Source organism: Mesorhizobium sp. B2-3-11 (assembly GCF_006442215.1).
GTDB lineage: Bacteria > Pseudomonadota > Alphaproteobacteria > Rhizobiales > Rhizobiaceae > Mesorhizobium > Mesorhizobium salmacidum.
In genome coordinates this window covers 79,024-98,015 of record NZ_VFVS01000020.1, presented here as the reverse complement: position 1 = coordinate 98,015, position 18,992 = coordinate 79,024, and the positions used below count along the sequence as shown (strand labels likewise).

Sequence of the window (18,992 nt, the reverse complement as noted above, 5' to 3'; positions counted from 1 at the left end):
GATGACCGGCAAGCTGCGCCTTCCCTCGCTGAATGCTCTTCGCGTTTTCCACGCCGTCGCGCAGCATAAGAGTTTTCGGCAGGCGGCGGACGAACTGCTGGTCACACCGCAAGCGGTCGGCCAACAGATCAAGCTCTTGGAAGACACGCTTCAGGTCACCCTGTTCGAGCGCAAGGGCCGGTCGATCGAACTGACCGAGTCGGCCATCCTTCTCTCGCACTATGTCAAAGCCGGTTTCGACGAGTTCTCCGAGGGCGTTCGCCGCGTCACCAAGTCGAACTACCGAGACCGCATCAACCTCAATGCGAGTCCGTACTTCGCCACCCACTATCTGCTGCCCAGGCTTTCGCTGTTCCGCGAGATTTTGCCGGGCGCCGATCTGCGCCTGACGACGATGGTCGACCTGCCCGATTTCGGGCGCGACGATATCGATATGACGGTGCAGTGGGGCTACGGCAACTGGACGGACTACGAGACCACGCTGCTGGTGCCGGACCCGAAGATCATCTGCTGCACGCCTGATATCGGCGAGAAGATCAAATCGGCGCATGACCTGACGAAGTTTACGCTGCTCGACACCGTCAAATCGAAGCGCCTGTGGCCGGACATATTGCGCCACCTTGGCGTCGAGCTGACGGATGGCGACCGTAGCATCAGCTTCGACGATGCGGCGACCATGCGGCGGGCGACGCTGCAAGGCATCGGCGTGGGCCTGGTGTCCGTCATCGACGCCGAGGAAGATTTCCGGGCCGGCACGCTGGTCGCGCCGATCGGCCGCGACGCCATCGCCGACATGAGGCCGGAGGAAATTCCGGGCTTCTATCTGGTCGTCCCTCGTGGGCACCTGCGCGTGAAGGCGGTGGCCGCCCTGCATCGCTGGCTCGCCCAGCAGGATTGGCGCAGCGACCTCAAGATCTCCTTGCCCAAACCAACCCCGCTTGCCGACTGAAGCGGCTTCGGAACCGGGCTCCGAAAGCTTTCTTTCGAGGCCCCAACAACAAGAAACGGAACAACCTCAACAGTGGAGAAATCAAATGAAAATGATGGAATGGGGGGCCGCTGCCATGGCCCTGGGCCTCGTGCATTTCGCGGCGCCGGCGCAAGCCGCCGGCGGCAAGACGCTTGAAGCCGTCAAGGCCCGGGGCACGCTCAATTGCACCGGCCATGACGGCTCCTATCTCGGCTTCGCCGAGGTGGACGACAAGGGCAACTGGAAGGGCATGGACATCGACCTTTGCAAGGCTGTCACCACCGCTATATTCGGGGACCCGTCGAAGCTGAAGGTCGTGCCGATCAGCTGGGCACAGCGCTGGCCGGCACTGCAGTCGGGCGATGTCGACATCATCATCAAGGCTTCCGGTGGCACGCTCAGCCGCGACACCGAACTCGGCCTGCAATTCTCCATGTCCTATTACCTCGGCACCACCAAGGTGATGGCGCACAAGGAACTCAACCTCAAATCGCTCAAGGACGCCGCGGGCGGCACGATCTGCATTCCGGCCGGCACCTCGCAGGAACAACAGGTCGCGGCCTATACGGCCAAGCTCGGCATCAAGCTCGAGCCGGTGCTCATCGAAAAGACCGAAGAGCTCGAACAGGCCTATTTCTCCGGCCGCTGCGATCTCTATGCGCAGTGGGGACCAACGCTCGCCATTGCCCGTATCGCCAAGGGCAAGGTCGATGACCATGTCATCCTGCCCGACGTGCTGGCGGTCGAGCCCGAAGTCATGATCATGCGGCAAGGCGACGACAATTGGGTCGACATTGCCAACTGGACGCTGAGCACGCTGATCTTCGCCGAACAGGAAGGCATCACCTCCAAGAATGTCGACGAGATCAAGGCCAAGCCGACTTCACCGCAGGTCGCCAAATTCCTTGGCGTCACGCCGGGCATGGGCAAGGGCCTCGGTCTCTCCGACGACTGGGCCTACAAGGTGATCAAGAACGTCGGCAATTATGGCGAGATCTTCGATCGCGATCTCGGCAAGGACTCTCCCTACAAGATGGACCGCGAGCTCACCAATCTCTGGAACAATGGCGGCGTCCTGTTCCCGCTGGTGATCGACTGATCCCGTTCTGGATCAGGATGAGGTTTCGTTGAATCGCCATCCTGATCTAACTCTTTGTTGGAGCATTGCGCCTCAAGCTCCGCCTGGCTCCTGCCGGGCGGAGCAAGCGCCAATCGGGGGAAAGATCCTGATGGTCACCCTGCTGAGAAATCAGAAGGTCCGCAACGCGCTGTTGCAGGTCCTCTATGTCGCCTCGCTCGCGGCGCTTGTGCTTGCCGGCGTTTTGATCGCCCGACGGAACCTGGCCGAGCAAGGGATCACCTCTGGCTTCGACTTCCTTTACAAGTCGACGGGCTGGGATGTGAATTTCTCGCTGCTGCCGGCCACGGCCAACGATCCCTATTGGTGGTACTTCCTCATCGGCATCATCAACACGCTGTTCCTGGGCACGGTCGGGCTGGTCCTGGCGACCATCGTCGGCACGATCGTCGGCCTGGCGCGAACCTCGTCCAACGAACTGGCGCAGCTGCTCGGCCGCACTTACGTCGACATCTTCCGCAACATCCCGCTGATCCTCCAGGTCTTCTTCTGGTACGCGCTCATCACGCATCTGCCGCCGCCGCGCGCCGCGCACGAAGGCTGGGGTTTTCTGCTGACCAGCCGTGGTCTCTACGTGCCGGTACCGAATGTCGGCGGCGTGGCAATGGCGCTGGCCATATTGGCCGTGATCGCGGCACTAGCGCTGCCGGTCTGGATGGGCAGGACGTCACGGCTTAGCCAGCCGATCGGCCAGCGTGCCACCATTCAGCTCGCCGGGGCTGCTGCGGCGCTGGCCTGTGCGGCAATCATTCTGTTGGTAGGGCGCCTGCCTGAAGCACCGCTGCTCGATTTCCCCGCCCTGCAGGGCCTCAATTTGAAGGGCGGCCTGCGCATTTCGCCGGAATTTTCCGCTTTGGCAATCGCCATCGCCATCTATGGCGGCTCCTACATCGCCGAGATCGTGCGTGGCGGCTTCAAGTCCGTCGGCAAGGGCCAGATGGAGGCAGCGCGCTCGCTGGGCTTGAGCCCCTGGCGCGTCTTCACGCTGGTGCGGCTGCCACTGGCGTTGCGCGCCATGTTGCCGATCCTGGCCAACCAGTATGTCTGGCTGATGAAGGCAACCACGATGGGCATCGCGGTGGGCTTCACCGATTTCTTCATGATCGTGGCGCTGGCGATCAACCATTCCGGCCAGACCATCGAAACGATCGGCATCCTGATGGCTGGCTTCCTCGCCATCAATCTCAGTCTCGCCGCCATCTTCAACCGCATCAACAAAGCAATCGCCCTCAAGGGCAATCAACTGAGGGGATAAGAGATGGAGATGGTCGTTATCGCTCCCCCCGCCCCCGGAAGGATCGAGGATCTAAGGCGGCGTTTCTTCGCGACACCGCTTCAGGCGTTGCTGTCGCTGGTCTCGCTGACGATCATGGGCTTTCTGGCCTGGAAGCTCATCAATTGGGCAATCCTCTCGGCCGTGTTCACGACGAGCGGCGGGCCAGAGGCCTGCCAGGCGGCGGCGGGAGCCTGCTGGTCGGTCATCGCGGCCAGATGGCGGATCATCCTGTTCGGCCTCTATCCTTTCGAGGAGCAATGGCGCTCGGCGCTCGCCTGCGTCACCGTGGTGATGATGACGGTACTGAGCTGTATTCCGGCCTTCTGGACCGGACGCCGGATCGCGCTCGTCTGGGGAGCGGGAGCAGCAACCTTCTACGTGCTGATGAAGGGCGGCGTGCTTGGTCTTTCCTACGTCGGTGAGGAAGCCTGGGGCGGACTGGCGCTCACCCTGTTCATCTTCGTCACCACCTGCCTTATCGGCTTCCCGTTGGCCATCTGCCTGGCCCTGCTGCGCCGGTCGGACCTGCCCTGGATTTCCCGCACCACTGGCCTCATCATCGATGGGGTCCGCTCGCTGCCGCTGATCTCGATCCTGTTCACCTTCGCCGTCGTCCTTCCCTTCGCGTTGCCGCAATGGATGGTAGGCGACAAGCTCTACCGCGTGATCCTGGGCTCGGCACTGTTCTTCTCGGCCTATCAGGCAGAGATCGTCAGGGGCGGCATGCAGGGCGTTCCCAGTGGACAGGAAGAAGCCGCCATGGCGCTCGGCATGAGCTATTGGCAGCGCATCGGCCGCATCCTTCTGCCGCAGGCCATGCGGAACGCTTTGCCGGCCACCATCAACCAGTTCGTCATCTCCTTCAAGGAAACCTCGCTGGTCGTCATCGTCGGCTTCTTCGAGATCCTGGCCTCCGGCAATGCCGCCTACGGAACCGGCGAATGGCGCTTCGCCTATGTCGAAGTCTATGCCTTCATAGCCTTCATCTACTTCGTCTTCGTCTTCAGCCTGTCCCGCTACGGCGCCTATCTCGAGCGTCGCATGTCTGTCGGCGAACGGTAAGGAGGCCCAGATGATCTCGGGCAATTCGAACAAGTCCAACGGGCCGGCCGTCCGCATCGAAAATCTCGACAAATACTATGGGTCGTTCCATGCGCTACGGAAGGTGAACCTGTCCGTGCAGCGAGGCGAAAAGATCGTCGTCTGCGGCCCCTCCGGCTCGGGCAAGTCGACCATGATCCGCTGCATCAATCGTCTGGAACAGCACAATGGCGGCCACATCACCGTGCTCGGCACCGAGCTCAACGACGATGTCGGCAACATCGACGGGATCAGGCGCGAGGTCGGCATGGTGTTCCAGCACTTCAACCTGTTCCCGCACATGACGGTGCTGGAGAATTGCATGATCGCCCCGATGATCGTGCGCAAGCAGCCGCGCGCGGAGGCCGAGGCCACCGCCCGGCGCTATCTGGAGAAAGTCCGCATCCCCGAGCAGGCGATGAAGTTTCCCGGGCAGCTTTCAGGTGGCCAGCAACAGCGGGTCGCCATCGCGCGGGCGCTGTGCATGCAGCCGCAGATCATGCTGTTCGACGAGCCGACCTCGGCGCTCGACCCGGAAATGATTTCGGAAGTGCTTGACGTCATGGTCACGCTTGCCTCCGAAGGCATGACGATGATTTGCGTCACCCATGAGATGGGTTTCGCGCGCCGTGTCGCCGATCGTGTGATTTTCATGGATGGTGGCGAGATCGTCGAACAGGCGCCGCCCGAGGCGTTCTTCACCGCCTCGCAAAACGAGCGCACGCGGCAGTTCCTATCGCAGGTGCTGGGTCATTGAACGGCAATCGGGAAGATGCAACGGTCCCAAGTGTACGCAGCCCCCGGGTGCTTCAATGACTGATCCCGTTGTCGTGTTGCGACAGATACTTGGATCGAAAGGCTGGCTTTCAGGCGCCGACGCCGAGCCTTACCAGCGCGACTGGCTGAACCGGTATGGCGTGGCACCCCTGGGCGTCGCTAGGTCCGCAACCACCGCCGAGGTGGCCGCAGTCGTCAAAACATGTCGGGAGGCCGGGCTGGCAATCGTGCCGCAAGGCGGCAACACCAGCCTTTGCGGTGGCGCGGTGGCCGAACAACCGAATGCGGTCATCGTGTCGCTTGCACGCATGGCCGCGATCGGTGAGCCGGATCTGGACAGCGGATCGATTGCCGTTGAAGCCGGCGCCGCGCTTGCCGCGTTGCACGAGGCGCTGGAGCCGCATGGCCTGATGTTTCCAATGCATCTCGGTGCCGAAGGGAGCGCCCGGATCGGCGGCCTGATCGGCACCAATGCCGGCGGCAGCCAGGCCTTTCGCTACGGCATGATGCAGGACCTGGTTCTCGGCCTCGAAGTCGTGACCCCGGAGGGCGAGGTCTGGAACGGGCTGCGGGCAGTGCAGAAGGACAATGCCGGCTATCAGTTGCGCAAGCTGTTTTGCGGCTCGGAAGGCACGCTGGGCATCGTCACGCGTGCCATCCTGCGGCTCTACCCCACGCCAAGGCGGCAGGCGAGCGCGCTTCTCGTTATGCCCGACTTTGCCGCCGCTGTGTCATTCGGCGCCTACGTGCGCGGCGAGGCGAGCGAATTCCTTACCGCTCTCGAATTCTTCAGCGATGTCGGCCTGCAACTCGCCCTCAAGCATTTGCCTGATCTCGCCTATCAGCTGGCGACAAGGGGGGATGTCTACCTGCTCGTCGAGCTGGCTTCCGGCTCGCAACGTGTTCCCCTCGACGAAATCCTGAATTCGGCATTGGAATGGGGAATGGAGCAAAATCTTGTCCTGGATGGTGCGCTGGCGACATCGGGTGCGCATCGGGCGCAGTTCTGGCGGCTACGCGAGGAACAGCCCGAAGGACAGCGGCTGGAAGGCGAGCAATTGAAGCACGGCATCTCGGTGCCGCGCGGCGCGATCGCTCGCTTCATCGAGGCGGGCGCGAAGGTCTGCCAAGACGTTCTTCCCGGTGTGCGCATCAACCCGTTCGGTCATCTCGGCGACGGCAACATCCACTACAATCTGTCGCCACCGGAGGGCCGAGCCGATTTCGACGGCAAGACCGGGCGGTTTGCCGACGCACTGTCAGCGCTCGCCACGGAAATGGGCGGCAGTTTCGCGGCCGAGCATGGGCTTGGCCGCGCCAAGATCGCCTTGGCGGAGCGCAATCGCGGTTCCGTGGAGCGGGAACTGATGCAGCGGCTGAAGAGCGCGTTCGATCCACTGGGCAGGATGAACCCCGGCGTTCTGGTGCGATCGCCTGAGTAAAGAATAACTTTCGAATGAACCGCATTTCTTGATTTCGTCCCGTTCCGCCAGCGTGCACGTATAAATCCGAAAAGGCAGGCTCGGTTCGCTTGCCCCGACCGAGGATGTCGAAAACATGATCCGCAATGGCGGCCGCCTTCTTGTCGAATGCCTGATCGCGCTTGGCGCGACCAAGAGCTTCGGTGTACCCGGCGAAAGCTATCTGGCGGTGCTGGACGCGCTGCACGACACGAAGGGCAAGCTGGACTATGTGCTGTGCCGCAACGAGGGCGGCGCAGCATTCATGGCTTCGGCGTATGGCAAGCTGACGCGATCGCCGGGCATCTGCTTCGTGACGCGTGGCCCGGGTGTCACCAACGCCAGCATCGGCGTCCATACGGCCATGCAGGACAGTTCGCCGATGATCCTGTTCGTCGGCCAGGTCGGCACCGACATGAAGGGACGTGAAGCCTTCCAGGAGATCGACTACCGGGCTGTCTACGGCACCGTCGCCAAATGGGCGGTCGAGATCGACGACGTCTCGCGCCTGCCCGAGATCGTGGCGCGTGCCTGGACCACCGCCTCGACCGGACGGCCCGGCCCCGTGGTTGTCGCTCTGCCGGAGGACATGCTGACCACCCTGACCGAAGCTGCCCCGCTCAGCGGACCCGCGGCGATTTTCGCGCCGGCGCCGGCCCCGGAGGCGATCGCCTCGGCGCTCAAGCTGCTGGCCCAAGCCGAAAGGCCGGTCCTGCTCATGGGCGGCGCCAACTGGACGGCGGAGGGACGCGCAGCCCTGCAGGCTTTCGCCGAAGCTTCCGACATCCCGGCCGTGGCTGCCTTCCGCTATCAGGACCAGTTCGACAATCATTCGCCCGCCTTCGTCGGCGAAGCCGGTGTCGGCATGGTGCCGCACCTCAAGACCCTGATCCGCGATGCCGACGTGATCCTCGCCATCAACGTTCGCTTCGGCGAAATGACGACGGACGGCTATACGCTGCTCTCGGTTCCCATGCCGCGCCAGAAGCTGATCCATGTCCATGGTTCGGACCGCGAGATCGGCAAGATCTATGTGCCCACCATTGGCATCCACGCCGGCCCGAACGCTTTCGCCAAGGCGCTGACGCCGGTGAAGGGCGATTGGGCGGATTGGCGGGCCACCGCGCGCAAGGCCTATGAAGGGACATTCACGGCGCCCGTCCAGCCCGGCCCGGTCGACATGGTCGCGGTCAGCGCCTGGCTGCGCGAACACTTGCCGGCCGATGTCATCCTCACCAATGGCGCCGGCAACTTTACGGTATGGCCGAACAAGTTCTTCAAATTCGGGCCGCAGGCGCGGCTGCTGGCGCCGCAGTCCGGCGCCATGGGCTACGGCCTGCCGGCGGCAATCGCGGCGAAGGTCGCATACCCTGGGCGCACCGTTGTCTGCTTTGCCGGCGACGGCGACTTCCAGATGAATTGCCAGGAACTCGGCACCGCCATGCAGGCCGGCGCGCAGCCGATCGTGCTGATCCTCAACAACGGCATCTACGGCACCATCCGCGCGCATCAGGAGCGCCACTATCCGGCACGTGTCTCGGGAACCTCGCTTGAGAACCCCGACTTCGTAGCTCTGGCGAGAGCTTACGGCTTCCACGCCGAGCGGGTCGAGGCGACAGACGATTTTGCTGCGGCGTTCGAGCGGGCGCTGAAATCCGCGACCGGCGCCATCATCGACATCGCCATCTCGCCCGAAGCGCTCACGCCCCGGCAGACCCTCTCCCAGATGCGCGATGCCGCGCTCGCTTCGCAAAAGGCCAACGCATGACCCCCAGGACTGACGACATTCGTCTCGGCGCGGACATTGGCGGCACCTTCACCGACATTGCCCTCGACCTGCACGGCACGATGTACTCGACCAAGGTGCTGACCAATTATGCGGCGCCAGAACAGGCGATCCTCGACGGCATCGCCGTCGTCACGCGCGACGCCGGGATATCGCCGGCCGAGATCGGCATCATCATCCACGGCACCACGCTGGCAACCAACGCCCTCATCGAGCGCCGCGGAGCGCGAACGGCGCTGATCACGACCGAAGGGTTTCGCGACGTCATCGAGATGCGCACGGAAAACCGCTTCGAACAGTATGATCTGAACCTGCAACTGCCGACGCCGCTGATCCCGCGCGAGGATCGGTTTACCGTCAACGGCCGCATCGGCGCCGAGGGGCAGGAATTGCAGCCGCTCGACGAAGCAGCACTCGAAGATATTGCTGGGCGGATCGCTGCCGGCGGTTTCGGCGCGGTGGCGATCGGATTCATCCATTCCTACGCCAATCCTGCCCACGAATGCCGGGCGCGCGAAATCCTCGCCCGCAAGCTGAGCATCCCGATTTCGATCAGCTCGGAAGTCTCGCCGCAGATGCGCGAATTCGAGCGCTTCAACACGGTCTGCGCCAACGCCTATGTGCGCCCGCAAATGGCCGACTATCTCGCCCGCCTGCAGATACGCCTGAAAGATATGGGCGCCGAATGCCCGGTCTTCATGATCCATTCGGGCGGCGGCCTGATCTCGGTCGAAACAGCGTCGGAATTCCCGGTGCGGCTGGTCGAGTCCGGCCCGGCCGGCGGCGCCATCTTCGCCGCCGACATCGCGCGGCGTTTTGGGTTGGAGAAAGTCGTTTCCTATGACATGGGCGGCACCACCGCCAAGATCTGCCTGATCGAGGATTTTGCGCCGCGCACCGCCAGGACATTCGAAGTGGCGCGCACCTATCGTTTCAGCAAGGGCTCGGGCATGCCGATCTCCATTCCGGTCATCGAGATGATCGAGATCGGCGCCGGCGGCGGCTCCATCGCCTGGGTCGACGCGTTGGGCCGCATCCAGACCGGACCCGAAAGCGCCGGATCGGAGCCGGGCCCAGCCTGCTATGGTCGTGGCGGCACGCGTCCGGCGATTACCGACGCCGACCTCTTGCTCGGCAAGCTCGATCCCGACAATTTCGCCGGCGGTGCGATCAGGCTCGACACCTCGGCTTCCGAACAGGCCATCCTGCGCGAAGTCGGCGAGCGCCTGTCGCTCGACGCCATGTCGACCGCGTTCGGCGTCTGCGAGGTGGTGGACGAGAACATGGCGAATGCCGCCCGTGTCCATGCCGTCGAGAGCGGCAAGAACATTTCCGACAACATGATGATCGCCTTCGGCGGCGCGGCCCCCTTGCACGCGGCCAGGCTTTGCGAGAAGCTCGGCATCGACCAATGCCTGGTTCCCCAGGGTGCCGGTGTTGGCTCGGCGATCGGCTTTCTCAAGGCTCCCTTCGGCTACGAGGCCCTAGCGTCGAAAATCACCCGCCTGTCGCAGTTCAAGCCGGCCGAAATCAACGCCTTGCTCGGCGATCTCAAGGCCAGCGCCGAGAGCTTCGTCCAGGCCGGAGCCAGCGGCCAGATCGTCTGCGAGATCACCGCCTTCATGCGCTATGCCGGTCAGGGTTGGGAAATCCCTGTGCCGCTGCCGGATGAACCGTTCGGCGACGATGCCGTCACTATGCTGAAGGACCTGTTCCAGGCGAATTATCAGCGCTTTTTCGGCCGCGCCATCGACGGGCTTGGCGGGCTTGAAATCGAGATCGTCACCTGGTCGGTCAAGGCGACCGACGTGCGGCCCGCCGCCATCAGGCACGAACTCACGACCGCCAAGCGGACCAGGGCGCCCTCCACCACGCGCCCGGTGTTCGATCCGGTAAGCGGCGAGGCACGCATCTATGGCATCGTCGAGCGGGCAACGCTCTGCGCCGGTGACAGCGTGCGGGGCCCGGCCGTCATCGTCGAGCGCGAGACCTCGACCGTCATCACCACCAGTTTCGATGCCGTCATCCAGAGCGACGGCGCGATCCTCCTGACCCGCAAAGGCAGCCGCGCATGAGCGACATCAGCGAAATCCGCATGCAGGTCATGTGGAACCGGTTGATCTCGGTGGTCGAGGAGCAGGCCCTCACCTTGCTGCGCACGGCGTTCTCGACCTCGGTGCGCGAATCCGGCGACCTGTCGGCGGGCGTGTTCGATCCGCGCGGCGAGATGCTGGCGCAGGCGGTGACCGGCACGCCAGGCCATGTCAACACGATGGCGGAGGCCGTGCTGCATTTCATGAACGAAATCCCGCGCGACAACATGTTCGAGGGCGACACCTATGTCACCAACGACCCTTGGCTGGGCACCGGCCATCTGCATGACATCACCATGGTGTCGCCGTCGTTTCTCAACGGCGAGCTTGTGGCCTTCTTCGCCTGCACGGCGCATGTCGTCGACGTCGGGGGACGTGGCTTCGGCGCCGACGCCAAGTCGGTCTATGAAGAAGGTATCCAGCTGCCGATCATGAAGTTCGCGGAAAAGGGCAACGTCAATCTCGACCTGGTCAGGATCCTGCGTGCCAATGTCCGCGAACCGAACCAGGTCGTCGGCGACTTCTATTCGCTCGCTGCCTGCAACGAAGTCGGCCATCGCCGCCTCGTCGATATGATGAAGGAGATCGGCCTGACATCGCTGGACGGGCTCGGCGAGTTCATCTTCTCGCGCACCCGCGACGCCATGGTCGAACGCATCGCAAAGCTGCCGAAAGGAAGCTGGTCGAACGAACTGATGACCGACGGCTACGACAAGCCGGTGAAGCTTGCCGCGACCGTGACGGTCCGCGACGCCGGCGTCGAGGTCGACTTCACTGGCACCGACCCGATGAGCCGCTGGGGCATCAACTGCCCGATCATCTACAGCAAGGCCTATGCCTGCTACGCGCTGAAATGCGTAGTGGCGCCCGACATTCCCAACAATGCCGCGTCCCTGGCCTTCTTCACCGTGTCGTCGCCGGTCAACATCCTGAACGCCGTGCGCCCTGCCCCCGTGGCGCTGCGGCATATCTTCGGCCACATGGTGCCCGACCTCGTGCTCGGCGCCCTCGCCCATGCGCTGCCTGGAAAAATTCTCGCCCAGGGCGCAGGCGCCTTGTGGAACATCCACATCTCGGCGCGGCCGGTTCCCGGTGCTTCCGGCAGGAATGCCGAAGTGCTGATGTTCAATTCCGGCGGTATGGGCGCGCGACCTGGCCTCGATGGCCTGTCCGCAACCGCTTTTCCGTCGGGCGTGCACACCATGCCGATCGAGGCGACCGAGCACACCGGCCCGATCGTCATCTGGCGCAAGGAACTTCGCCCGGATTCCGGGGGCGACGGCGAGTTTCGCGGCGGCCTGGGCCAAGTTCTGGAGATCGCCGCGACGGACGGCCATGAGTTCGACTTCTCCGCCATGTTCGACCGCGTCAATCATCCCGCCGCCGGACGCAACGGCGGCAAGGCCGGCGTCGCCGGTGTGGTCAGGCTCGACGATGGCACGGTGATGCGCCCCAAGGGCTGGCAGCATGTTCCTGCCGGCCGGCGACTGATCCTCGAATTGCCGGGCGGCGGCGGCTATGGCGATCCGTCCAGCCGCGGCGCCGAGGCACGCGCCAACGACCGCTCCAAGGGATACATTTCGGAGAACGACAAATGAGCTACATTGCCTCGCGCCTGTCGGCGGTGAAGCCCTCGGCCTCAATGGCTGCCTCGCAAGCCGCCAAGGCGTTGCGCGCCAAGGGCGTCGACGTGATCGATCTCGGCCTGGGCGAACCGGATTTCCCGACGCCTGGCCACATCATCAATGCCGCCCATGTCGCGGCCAAGACGGGACAGACGCTCTATACGGGTGCTGCCGGCACGCCCGAGGTTCGTGAAGCGGTGGCGCAAAAATTCCGGCGCGAGAACGGGCTTGCCTATACGGCTGATGACATCGTCGTCGCCAATGGCGCCAAGCAGATCATCTTCAACGCGCTGATGGCGACGCTGGAGACTGGTGACGAGGCGATCCTGCCGGCGCCCTATTTCGTCTCCTATCCCGAAATGGTGAAGCTGCTCGGCGGCACGCCAGTTGTCGTCGAATGTCCGGAGACATCAGGTTTCCGGCTGACACCGGAGCTATTGGAGAAGGCAATCACGCCGAGGACAAAATGGCTGTTCCTCAACATGCCGGGCAATCCATCCGGCGCCGTCTATTCGGAGCCGGATTTGCGGGCGCTCGGCGCCGTGTTGGCAAGGCATCCGCACGTGCTTGTCCTGTCCGACGAAATTTACGAACACATCCTTTTCGACGGTCGCGAATTTATCTCCTTCGGCAAGGCCTGCGCGGAGCTGAGGGACCGCACCCTGATCGTCAACGGCGTCTCGAAATCCTATGCGATGACCGGCTGGCGGGTCGGCTATGCGGCAGGACCCGCGCCGCTGATCAAGGCCATGGCGACCATCCAGAGCCAGTCCTGCACCTCCGTATGCTCGATCGCGCAAGCCGCGACAGTCGCCGCGCTCAATGGCCCACAGGACGAGGTGGCACGCTTCCGGCAGGCGTTCGAGGCGCGCCGCGATCTGGTGGTCGACGGCATCAGGAAGATCAATGGCCTGACGCTCTCCCCGCCCGACGGTGCCTTCTATGCCTATATCGGCTGTGGCAGCCTGATCGGCCGCAAGACCCCTGGAGGCGTCGTGCTGCGGGACGACACGGCGGTGGCGAATTATCTTTTGAACGAAGGCCGCGTGGCGTCGGTACCGGGCGCGGCCTATGGACTTTCACCCTATTTCCGTATTTCGACCGCGACCGGCGAAGACGTGCTGACCGAAGCGATCGCGCGCATCAACGCCGCCGTCGCGCTAGTGGAGTAGAACATGCCGCATTACGAACGCATCCTGATTACCGGCGCCGCGGGCCGTCTTGGCTCGGAACTGCGGAAGGGGCTGGTGCCGTTGGCGCGAAAGATCCGGCTGGCCGGCCGCCAGCCGTTCGACGGCCTCGCCTCCCACGAGGAAGAAGCGATTTTCGACCTCGCCGACATGGAGGCGACAATCGCCGCCACCAAGGACTGCGACGCGATCCTGCATTTCGGCGGCGCCCCGCTCGAATGCGAATGGCAGACGATCCTGGATTCCAGCATCCGCGGTTCCTACCACATCTACGAAGGCGCCCGGAAACACGGCGCCAAGCGCGTCATCTATGCCTCGTCGGTGCATGCGATCGGCTATCATGAGGTCCAGGCGCATATCGGCGTCGACGCGCCGGTGCGTCCCGACAGCCTCTACGGCGTGTCGAAGAATTTTGTCGAAAGTCTCAGCCGGCTCTATTGGGACAAGTTCGGCATCGAGACGGCGTGCCTGCGCATCTTTTCGTCCTTCCCGGAGCCGGCGGACCGCCGCATGCTGTGGTCGTATCTTTCCTTCGCCGATTGCGTGCGCCTGGTCGAGGCGGCGCTGACCGCGCCGCGCGTCGGCCACACCATCTCCTACGGCATTTCCGACAACAAGCTGAAGATGGTCGACAACAGCGGCGCGAACCATCTGGGTTTCAATCCGCAAGACAGCGCCGAGCCATTCCGCGCCTCGGTCGAAGCGAAGACCCCTGTTCCCGATCCGAAGAAGCCCTCGGTGAAATATCTCGGCGGCTGGTTTTGCGAGCTTGGTCACCCTGACGACAAGCCGATGTGAGTGTTCGAGGTCCCGCAATCAGCACCTCAGTCTAGAATGACACTCGAATGTCGGCTTTCCGTCACGGGTAGTCTTTGGTTGAATGTCCGCCAAGAGGCGCAGCTGCCATTCCGTAAAAGATAAATGCAATTGACGAGTGGTTGGACAAGTTCCTTGAATCAATTTTGGCGAACCGCTTCGTAAGCCGTTGATGGATAACGATGTTAGTCGCCGAGGGTGTGAGACTAGCTGTTTGATCCCAGGCTTTGATGGGGCATCCTTGTCTTCCGAATCAAGGGATGCGCTATGGGCCAGGTTCTGCATGGGAGCGCCACGACGACAGAGGCGATCCGTCGAGCGATACAACATAGTCAAGAGAGCCTGAGAGCGCTGGCCAAGCGTTACGGGATCAACCAGAAGACCGTTGCCAAGTGGAAGAGACGGACCGCGGTCGCGGACCTGCCGACCGGACCGAAGGAGCCGCGGTCGACGGTGCTCTCCGTCGAGGAAAAAGTGCGGTCATCGTCGCATTCCGCCGCTACACTCTGCTGCCGCTCGGCGACTGCCTCTACGCGTTGCAGCCGACGATCCCGCATCTGACGCGCTCTTCCTTGCATCGCTGCCTGCAGCGTCATGGCATCGGCCGGCTAGCGGATGTCGAGGGCGACAAGCCGGCAAGGAAGAAGTTCAAAAGCTACCCGATCGGCTATTTCCACATCGACGTTGCCGAGGTGCGCACCGAACAGGGCAAGCTGCATATGTTCGTCGCATTGACCGCACCTCGAAGTTCGCCTTCGTCGAGCTGCACGAGAAGGCCACCACCGTCGTCTCGAGAGACTTTCTGCTCCGGCTGATCGCAGCCGTTCCCTACAAGATCCACACCGTGCTCACCGACAATGGCATCCAGTTCACCACGCCGGGCGCCGGAGGCTCGGCCGTGCCCCTCATCAAGGAGGCAATCGCCAACGGCGAGAGTTTCTGGGCTCATGCCTTCGAATATGCCTGCGCCACGAATGATATTGAGCATCGCACGACCAAGGCCAGGCACCCATGGACCAACGGCCAGGTCGAGCGAATGAACCGGACGATCAAGGATGCCACCGTCAAGCGCTTCTACTACGAGAGCCACGACCAACTCCGGCAGCACCTTGCTGACTTCGTCACGGCTTACCACTTTGCGCGCAGGCTCAAGACCCTCAAGGGCCTCACGCCCTACGAATTCATTTGTAAAGCGTGGACCACTCAGCCCGAACGCTTTACACTCGATCCGCTCCACCAGGTGCCGGGACCAAACATTGCCAGCGCTACGACGCCTTTGGTCGCAGACCAGACGTTGACCAGGCTGTCTTGCCGCCATTCACGGCTGCGTGCGCGATCCGCACGACCTCCCCGAAGGTCAACAACAGTCTTGCCGGTGACCACAATCGACACGCCGCCGCCATGCTCGAGCTGTTTGTCAAAACTTTAAAATTTCGCGCACCCCGGCAAAGCGTGCGTCGCAGTCACCCTCTATGATCATGGCAAGGTCTCAAAGTGTAAGGTCGGCACAAACGATTGTCTCCGGAGCATCGCGGTTTTAATCCAATGGGCCGCCAGCGTTTGAAACCATCGCTCGCATGACGCGATCTGAAATCATCGCAACTAACGCAATCGACAGGCCGGCCACCAAGCCCAGGCCAGCGTCTGCTTTACTGAGTGCGATGTAGACCTGTTGTCCGAGATCCTTCGTACCGACCAGAGCCGCCACCGGAAGCATCGAAAGGGCGGCCATGATCGTCTGGTTTACGCCAAGCACAACGACTGGCTTGGCGACTGGCAACTCAACATGGATCAAACGCTGCCATGCGGTGCATCCGATCTGGCGCGATGTCTCAATCAGGTCGGATGGCACGCTTCTTATCCCGTATTCCACATACCGGATTGGCGGTACGATTGCGTACAAGGCGATGGCAATCAGGCCTGTGAGTTCGCCCACTTGAAAAAACATCAAGGCAGGGATGAGGAATATGAACTGGGGCATGGTCTGGAGAGCATCACATACGGGCTTCAAAACGGCTGAAAAGCGATCGCTCTCGGCTGCTGCCACACCCAGAAGTCCGCCGACAAACATACATATCAGCACGGCAAGAAGGCACAGATAGAGGGATTGACCGAGCGGGCCGTAAAGGCCGGTGCCAACAATGAAGCACGTTCCGAGGCCCGCCAGAGACGCCAGACGCGGGCCACTGACCGACCACGCCAAAGCAGTGACGACGATGACAAACGCCGGCCAAGGAAACCCATTGAAGCCCAGCAGCAACAATGTCGAGCCGATCAAAACGCCGGCGCCAAGTTGCCATTGGCCTCTGAACCACAGCCAGACCGCGAGCAACAGCGACAGTCCGCAGTAAATGGTGCTGACCTGAACTGTCCAGGCAAACCCCCATGTGAAGGGCGTTACGGCGCCAACCAGACCAATACGAAGCGGCAACATGAAATGATACAGGACGAACCCCTTGAAGGCGTCCAGCGGTGCGGAGAACTCTTGCACCAGCCCGATAACGACCCGGTTCAAGCCGGACGCGTCTATGACCCCCTGCGCTCTGTCGGCCCAGGCCATGCTGGAGGGCGAGGCATGTAACAGCAACGCAATCAAAACAGGCAGCGTCAGGATGACTACCGTTCGCGGGCCCTTGCGCAATGTCGTCGGTGTCCTGTCGCGCGCCGGCTGGGCCATGCCGAATGTGATACGGTCAACGACCATGGCCAGGACCGCTATTACGAGGCCGGACAAGAGGCTCTGACCAAACTCTGCCTTACGCATGGAGTTCAGCACTTCCCAACCGACGTCGTTGAAGCCCCCGATGATGGCCGCCATGATGACCATGCTGAAGGCCGCCATCGTTGTCTGGTTTATGCCAGTCAAAATCTCTCGCTTGGCAGTCGGCAAGATGACATTCCAGAACCGTTGCCGGCGCGTGCAGCCCGCCATGCTACCCGCTTCAAGAAGTGAGGGAGGAACACGCTCAAGCCCGAGCATGGTGCAGTGGACCATGGGCGCGATTGCATAGACAAAACAGGCAATCAGGCCGACGATCGGTCCGAAACCGAAAAGCAGCAGCAGCGGGATCAAGAACGCGAAGGCCGGCACCGTCTGCAACAGATCTAGCACGACCATCGTGACGCCGCGGACATACCGCGATGAGTGAGCAGCCACACCGAGCAGGAAGCCAAAGCCGACTGCCAGCGGCACCGCCAATGTGACCAGAGACAAGGTATTCATGCCCTGTTCCCAGTAGCCGGCCATCACCACATAACCGAGCGCTACCGCGGTAAACAGCGCGAGTTGCCAACCTCGTGCCAACCAACCCAAGACGACGAAGAAGAGGATCATCGCCGGCCAGGGCATCCATTGGAGCGCTGCGCTGCAGGCATCCAAAGCTGCTCGCAAAATAGTGGCCAAGACTGCGCAGATTGGGGTCAGCAAAGGAATCAGGAAACCAAAGACGCTGTTTATGATGGATGCAACCGGCAGCAACCAGGAGTTTGGATAGGTCACGAGCCATGGCAAGGCAGGTCGCATTGCGATGCAAATCGCGATGAAGGCCAGAACGACGAGCCACAACAGTTGCCTTGATTTTATCGGCAAGCTCTCGTTTCGTGCAAATACAGCCTGTTGAGCGCTCACGTTGCTCCCCGCTGTATCGTGTCATTTGCCAGCACTTTGGCGATGACCTCGGATCGCAAAAGGCCCACCCGACCTTCACCTTCTCGCGTAATCACAAATGATCGGGTGCCGGCAATGCTCTGAGGCAACAGAGCCTCGATCGGCACGGCGGCATCGATTTCATGAACACCTTCACCGCCAGTCCAGTCGGCGGGGATCGCCTCCATGACCGAGCCAGCAGTCACCACCTTCGTCAGCGAGACCTCCTCGGTGAAGCTTGCCACATAGGAGTCGACCGGGTGAAGCATGATCTCGGCCGGTGTTCCGATTTGAATGATCCGGCCTTCTCGCATGACTGCGATTCTGTCGGCCAGACGAAAGGCCTCCTGGATGTCATGCGTGATGAACACAATCGTCTTTTGCAGCATGCGCTGCAGCCGCAGAAACTCGTCCTGCATCTGGCGCCGGATGAGCGGATCGAGAGCTGAGAATGGTTCGTCGAGGAACCACAGCTCGGGATTGACGGCGAGCGAACGAGCGATGCCAACGCGCTGCTGCTGACCGCCGGAGAGTTCGTGCGGCATGCTGCGCTCGCGCCCTTGCAGCCCAACCAGCGATATCATTTCGCTTCCGGTCTTCACGCGTTGGGCCAACGGCACTCCCGCCATTCGCAGCGGAAACATCACATTGTCGAGAGCATTAAGATGGGGGAGCAATCCGAAGCTTTGGAAGACCATGCCCATGACTTTGCGCCGGACTTCCACCAATCGGCGTTCGGTAGCGGACAAGAGGTTTTCCTGGCCCAGCCATACCTCGCCATGGGTTGGCTCGACCAGGCGGGACAGGCACCGCACCAATGTGGACTTGCCTGAGCCGGAAAGACCCATGACAACGAAAATCTCGCCTTGCTGAACGTCGAAGCTGACATCCGCCAGGGCAAGAAAATTCCCACTCGCCTCCAGTCGGCGCTTAAGCGCGGCAACTGGCTCGCTCGATGAGAGCGCCAGATCAAGCGCCTTCGCCGGTCGCGGTCCATATATCTTCCAAAGATTGCGAGACCTGAGCTTGGCGGTCGCCTTGCCCGGGGTATCTGATCCACCAACAGGATTGGTCATATCCAACTTTTCTTCAGCCGGTTGCGGAAGGGTGACGACCAATCACAGCCTTCGACGGC

The 18,992-nt window shown here is 62.2% G+C and carries 14 protein-coding genes and 1 pseudogene; 12 read left to right on the top strand and 3 right to left on the bottom strand.

Annotated features, from left to right (window positions below; all coding sequences use genetic code 11):
* The first annotated feature begins 1 nt into the window (after position 1).
* The 12 genes and pseudogenes from FJ960_RS24315 to FJ960_RS24260 all read left to right on the top strand — a co-directional run.
* The gene (locus tag FJ960_RS24315) at positions 2-949 is read left to right on the top strand and encodes a LysR substrate-binding domain-containing protein (protein WP_140717310.1); all 948 of its coding nucleotides are present in this window, start codon (positions 2-4) and stop codon (positions 947-949) included.
* Positions 950-1,034: 85 nt separating this feature from the next.
* Positions 1,035-2,069, top strand: a complete 1,035-nt coding sequence (locus FJ960_RS24310; RefSeq protein ID WP_140717308.1) for an amino acid ABC transporter substrate-binding protein — start codon at positions 1,035-1,037, stop codon at positions 2,067-2,069.
* 130 nt (positions 2,070-2,199) lie between these two features.
* Positions 2,200-3,363: an ABC transporter permease subunit gene (locus FJ960_RS24305; protein WP_140717306.1), complete on the top strand. Its 1,164-nt coding sequence runs from the start codon at positions 2,200-2,202 to the stop codon at positions 3,361-3,363.
* A gap of 3 nt (positions 3,364-3,366) precedes the next feature.
* Positions 3,367-4,446 carry an amino acid ABC transporter permease gene (locus tag FJ960_RS24300; protein ID WP_140717304.1) on the top strand — a complete coding sequence of 360 codons (1,080 nt, stop codon included), beginning with the start codon at positions 3,367-3,369 and terminating at the stop codon, positions 4,444-4,446.
* 10 nt (positions 4,447-4,456) lie between these two features.
* A complete protein-coding gene (locus FJ960_RS24295; RefSeq protein WP_140717302.1) occupies positions 4,457-5,221 on the top strand; it encodes an amino acid ABC transporter ATP-binding protein in 765 nt (254 codons plus the stop codon).
* A gap of 55 nt (positions 5,222-5,276) precedes the next feature.
* Positions 5,277-6,683 (top strand): FAD-binding oxidoreductase, encoded by a 1,407-nt coding sequence (locus FJ960_RS24290; protein WP_140717300.1) that lies wholly within the window; start codon positions 5,277-5,279, stop codon positions 6,681-6,683.
* Positions 6,684-6,798: 115 nt separating this feature from the next.
* On the top strand, positions 6,799-8,469 hold the full coding sequence (locus FJ960_RS24285; protein WP_140717298.1) for a thiamine pyrophosphate-binding protein: 1,671 nt from the start codon (positions 6,799-6,801) through the stop codon (positions 8,467-8,469).
* A complete protein-coding gene (locus tag FJ960_RS24280; protein WP_140717296.1) occupies positions 8,466-10,562 on the top strand; it encodes a hydantoinase/oxoprolinase family protein in 2,097 nt (698 codons plus the stop codon). The genes FJ960_RS24285 and FJ960_RS24280 overlap by 4 nt, the downstream gene beginning before the upstream one ends.
* Positions 10,559-12,178, top strand: coding sequence for a hydantoinase B/oxoprolinase family protein (locus FJ960_RS24275; RefSeq protein ID WP_140717294.1), 1,620 nt, complete (start codon positions 10,559-10,561; stop codon positions 12,176-12,178). Before FJ960_RS24280 ends, FJ960_RS24275 begins: the two co-directional genes overlap by 4 nt.
* Positions 12,175-13,377 (top strand): pyridoxal phosphate-dependent aminotransferase, encoded by a 1,203-nt coding sequence (locus FJ960_RS24270; RefSeq protein ID WP_140717292.1) that lies wholly within the window; start codon positions 12,175-12,177, stop codon positions 13,375-13,377. Before FJ960_RS24275 ends, FJ960_RS24270 begins: the two co-directional genes overlap by 4 nt.
* Positions 13,378-13,380: 3 nt before the next feature.
* Complete coding sequence (locus tag FJ960_RS24265) at positions 13,381-14,193, top strand: NAD(P)-dependent oxidoreductase (protein ID WP_140717290.1); 813 nt, start codon at positions 13,381-13,383, stop codon at positions 14,191-14,193.
* 285 nt (positions 14,194-14,478) lie between these two features.
* Positions 14,479-15,460: pseudogene (locus FJ960_RS24260) on the top strand (IS481 family transposase); the annotation flags it as partial.
* Here FJ960_RS24260 and FJ960_RS29995 read toward each other — a convergent pair.
* The 3 genes from FJ960_RS29995 to FJ960_RS24245 form a co-directional block, all read right to left on the bottom strand.
* Complete coding sequence (locus tag FJ960_RS29995; protein ID WP_246672928.1) at positions 15,415-15,594, bottom strand: serine hydrolase; 180 nt, start codon at positions 15,592-15,594, stop codon at positions 15,415-15,417. The pseudogene FJ960_RS24260 and the gene FJ960_RS29995 overlap by 46 nt on opposite strands.
* A gap of 154 nt (positions 15,595-15,748) precedes the next feature.
* A complete protein-coding gene (locus FJ960_RS24250; protein ID WP_140717288.1) occupies positions 15,749-17,839 on the bottom strand; it encodes an ABC transporter permease subunit in 2,091 nt (696 codons plus the stop codon).
* Positions 17,836-18,975 carry an ATP-binding cassette domain-containing protein gene (locus FJ960_RS24245; RefSeq protein WP_246672926.1) on the bottom strand — a complete coding sequence of 380 codons (1,140 nt, stop codon included), beginning with the start codon at positions 18,973-18,975 and terminating at the stop codon, positions 17,836-17,838. The genes FJ960_RS24250 and FJ960_RS24245 overlap by 4 nt, the downstream gene beginning before the upstream one ends.
* Positions 18,976-18,992: the final 17 nt, after the last annotated feature.

What these genes read in the sequence shown, in the direction of transcription:
- FJ960_RS24290 (WP_140717300.1), top strand. Translation starts at nt 5,277, where the DNA reads ATGACTGATCCCGTTGTCGTGTTGCGACAGATACTTGGATCGAAAGGC.
- FJ960_RS24300 (WP_140717304.1), top strand. Translation starts at nt 3,367, where the DNA reads ATGGAGATGGTCGTTATCGCTCCCCCCGCCCCCGGAAGGATCGAGGAT.
- FJ960_RS24310 (WP_140717308.1), top strand. Translation starts at nt 1,035, where the DNA reads ATGAAAATGATGGAATGGGGGGCCGCTGCCATGGCCCTGGGCCTCGTG.
- FJ960_RS24265 (WP_140717290.1), top strand. Translation starts at nt 13,381, where the DNA reads ATGCCGCATTACGAACGCATCCTGATTACCGGCGCCGCGGGCCGTCTT.
- FJ960_RS24275 (WP_140717294.1), top strand. Translation starts at nt 10,559, where the DNA reads ATGAGCGACATCAGCGAAATCCGCATGCAGGTCATGTGGAACCGGTTG.
- FJ960_RS24270 (WP_140717292.1), top strand. Translation starts at nt 12,175, where the DNA reads ATGAGCTACATTGCCTCGCGCCTGTCGGCGGTGAAGCCCTCGGCCTCA.
- FJ960_RS24305 (WP_140717306.1), top strand. Translation starts at nt 2,200, where the DNA reads ATGGTCACCCTGCTGAGAAATCAGAAGGTCCGCAACGCGCTGTTGCAG.
- FJ960_RS24295 (WP_140717302.1), top strand. Translation starts at nt 4,457, where the DNA reads ATGATCTCGGGCAATTCGAACAAGTCCAACGGGCCGGCCGTCCGCATC.
- FJ960_RS24285 (WP_140717298.1), top strand. Translation starts at nt 6,799, where the DNA reads ATGATCCGCAATGGCGGCCGCCTTCTTGTCGAATGCCTGATCGCGCTT.
- FJ960_RS24280 (WP_140717296.1), top strand. Translation starts at nt 8,466, where the DNA reads ATGACCCCCAGGACTGACGACATTCGTCTCGGCGCGGACATTGGCGGC.
- FJ960_RS24315 (WP_140717310.1), top strand. Translation starts at nt 2, where the DNA reads ATGACCGGCAAGCTGCGCCTTCCCTCGCTGAATGCTCTTCGCGTTTTC.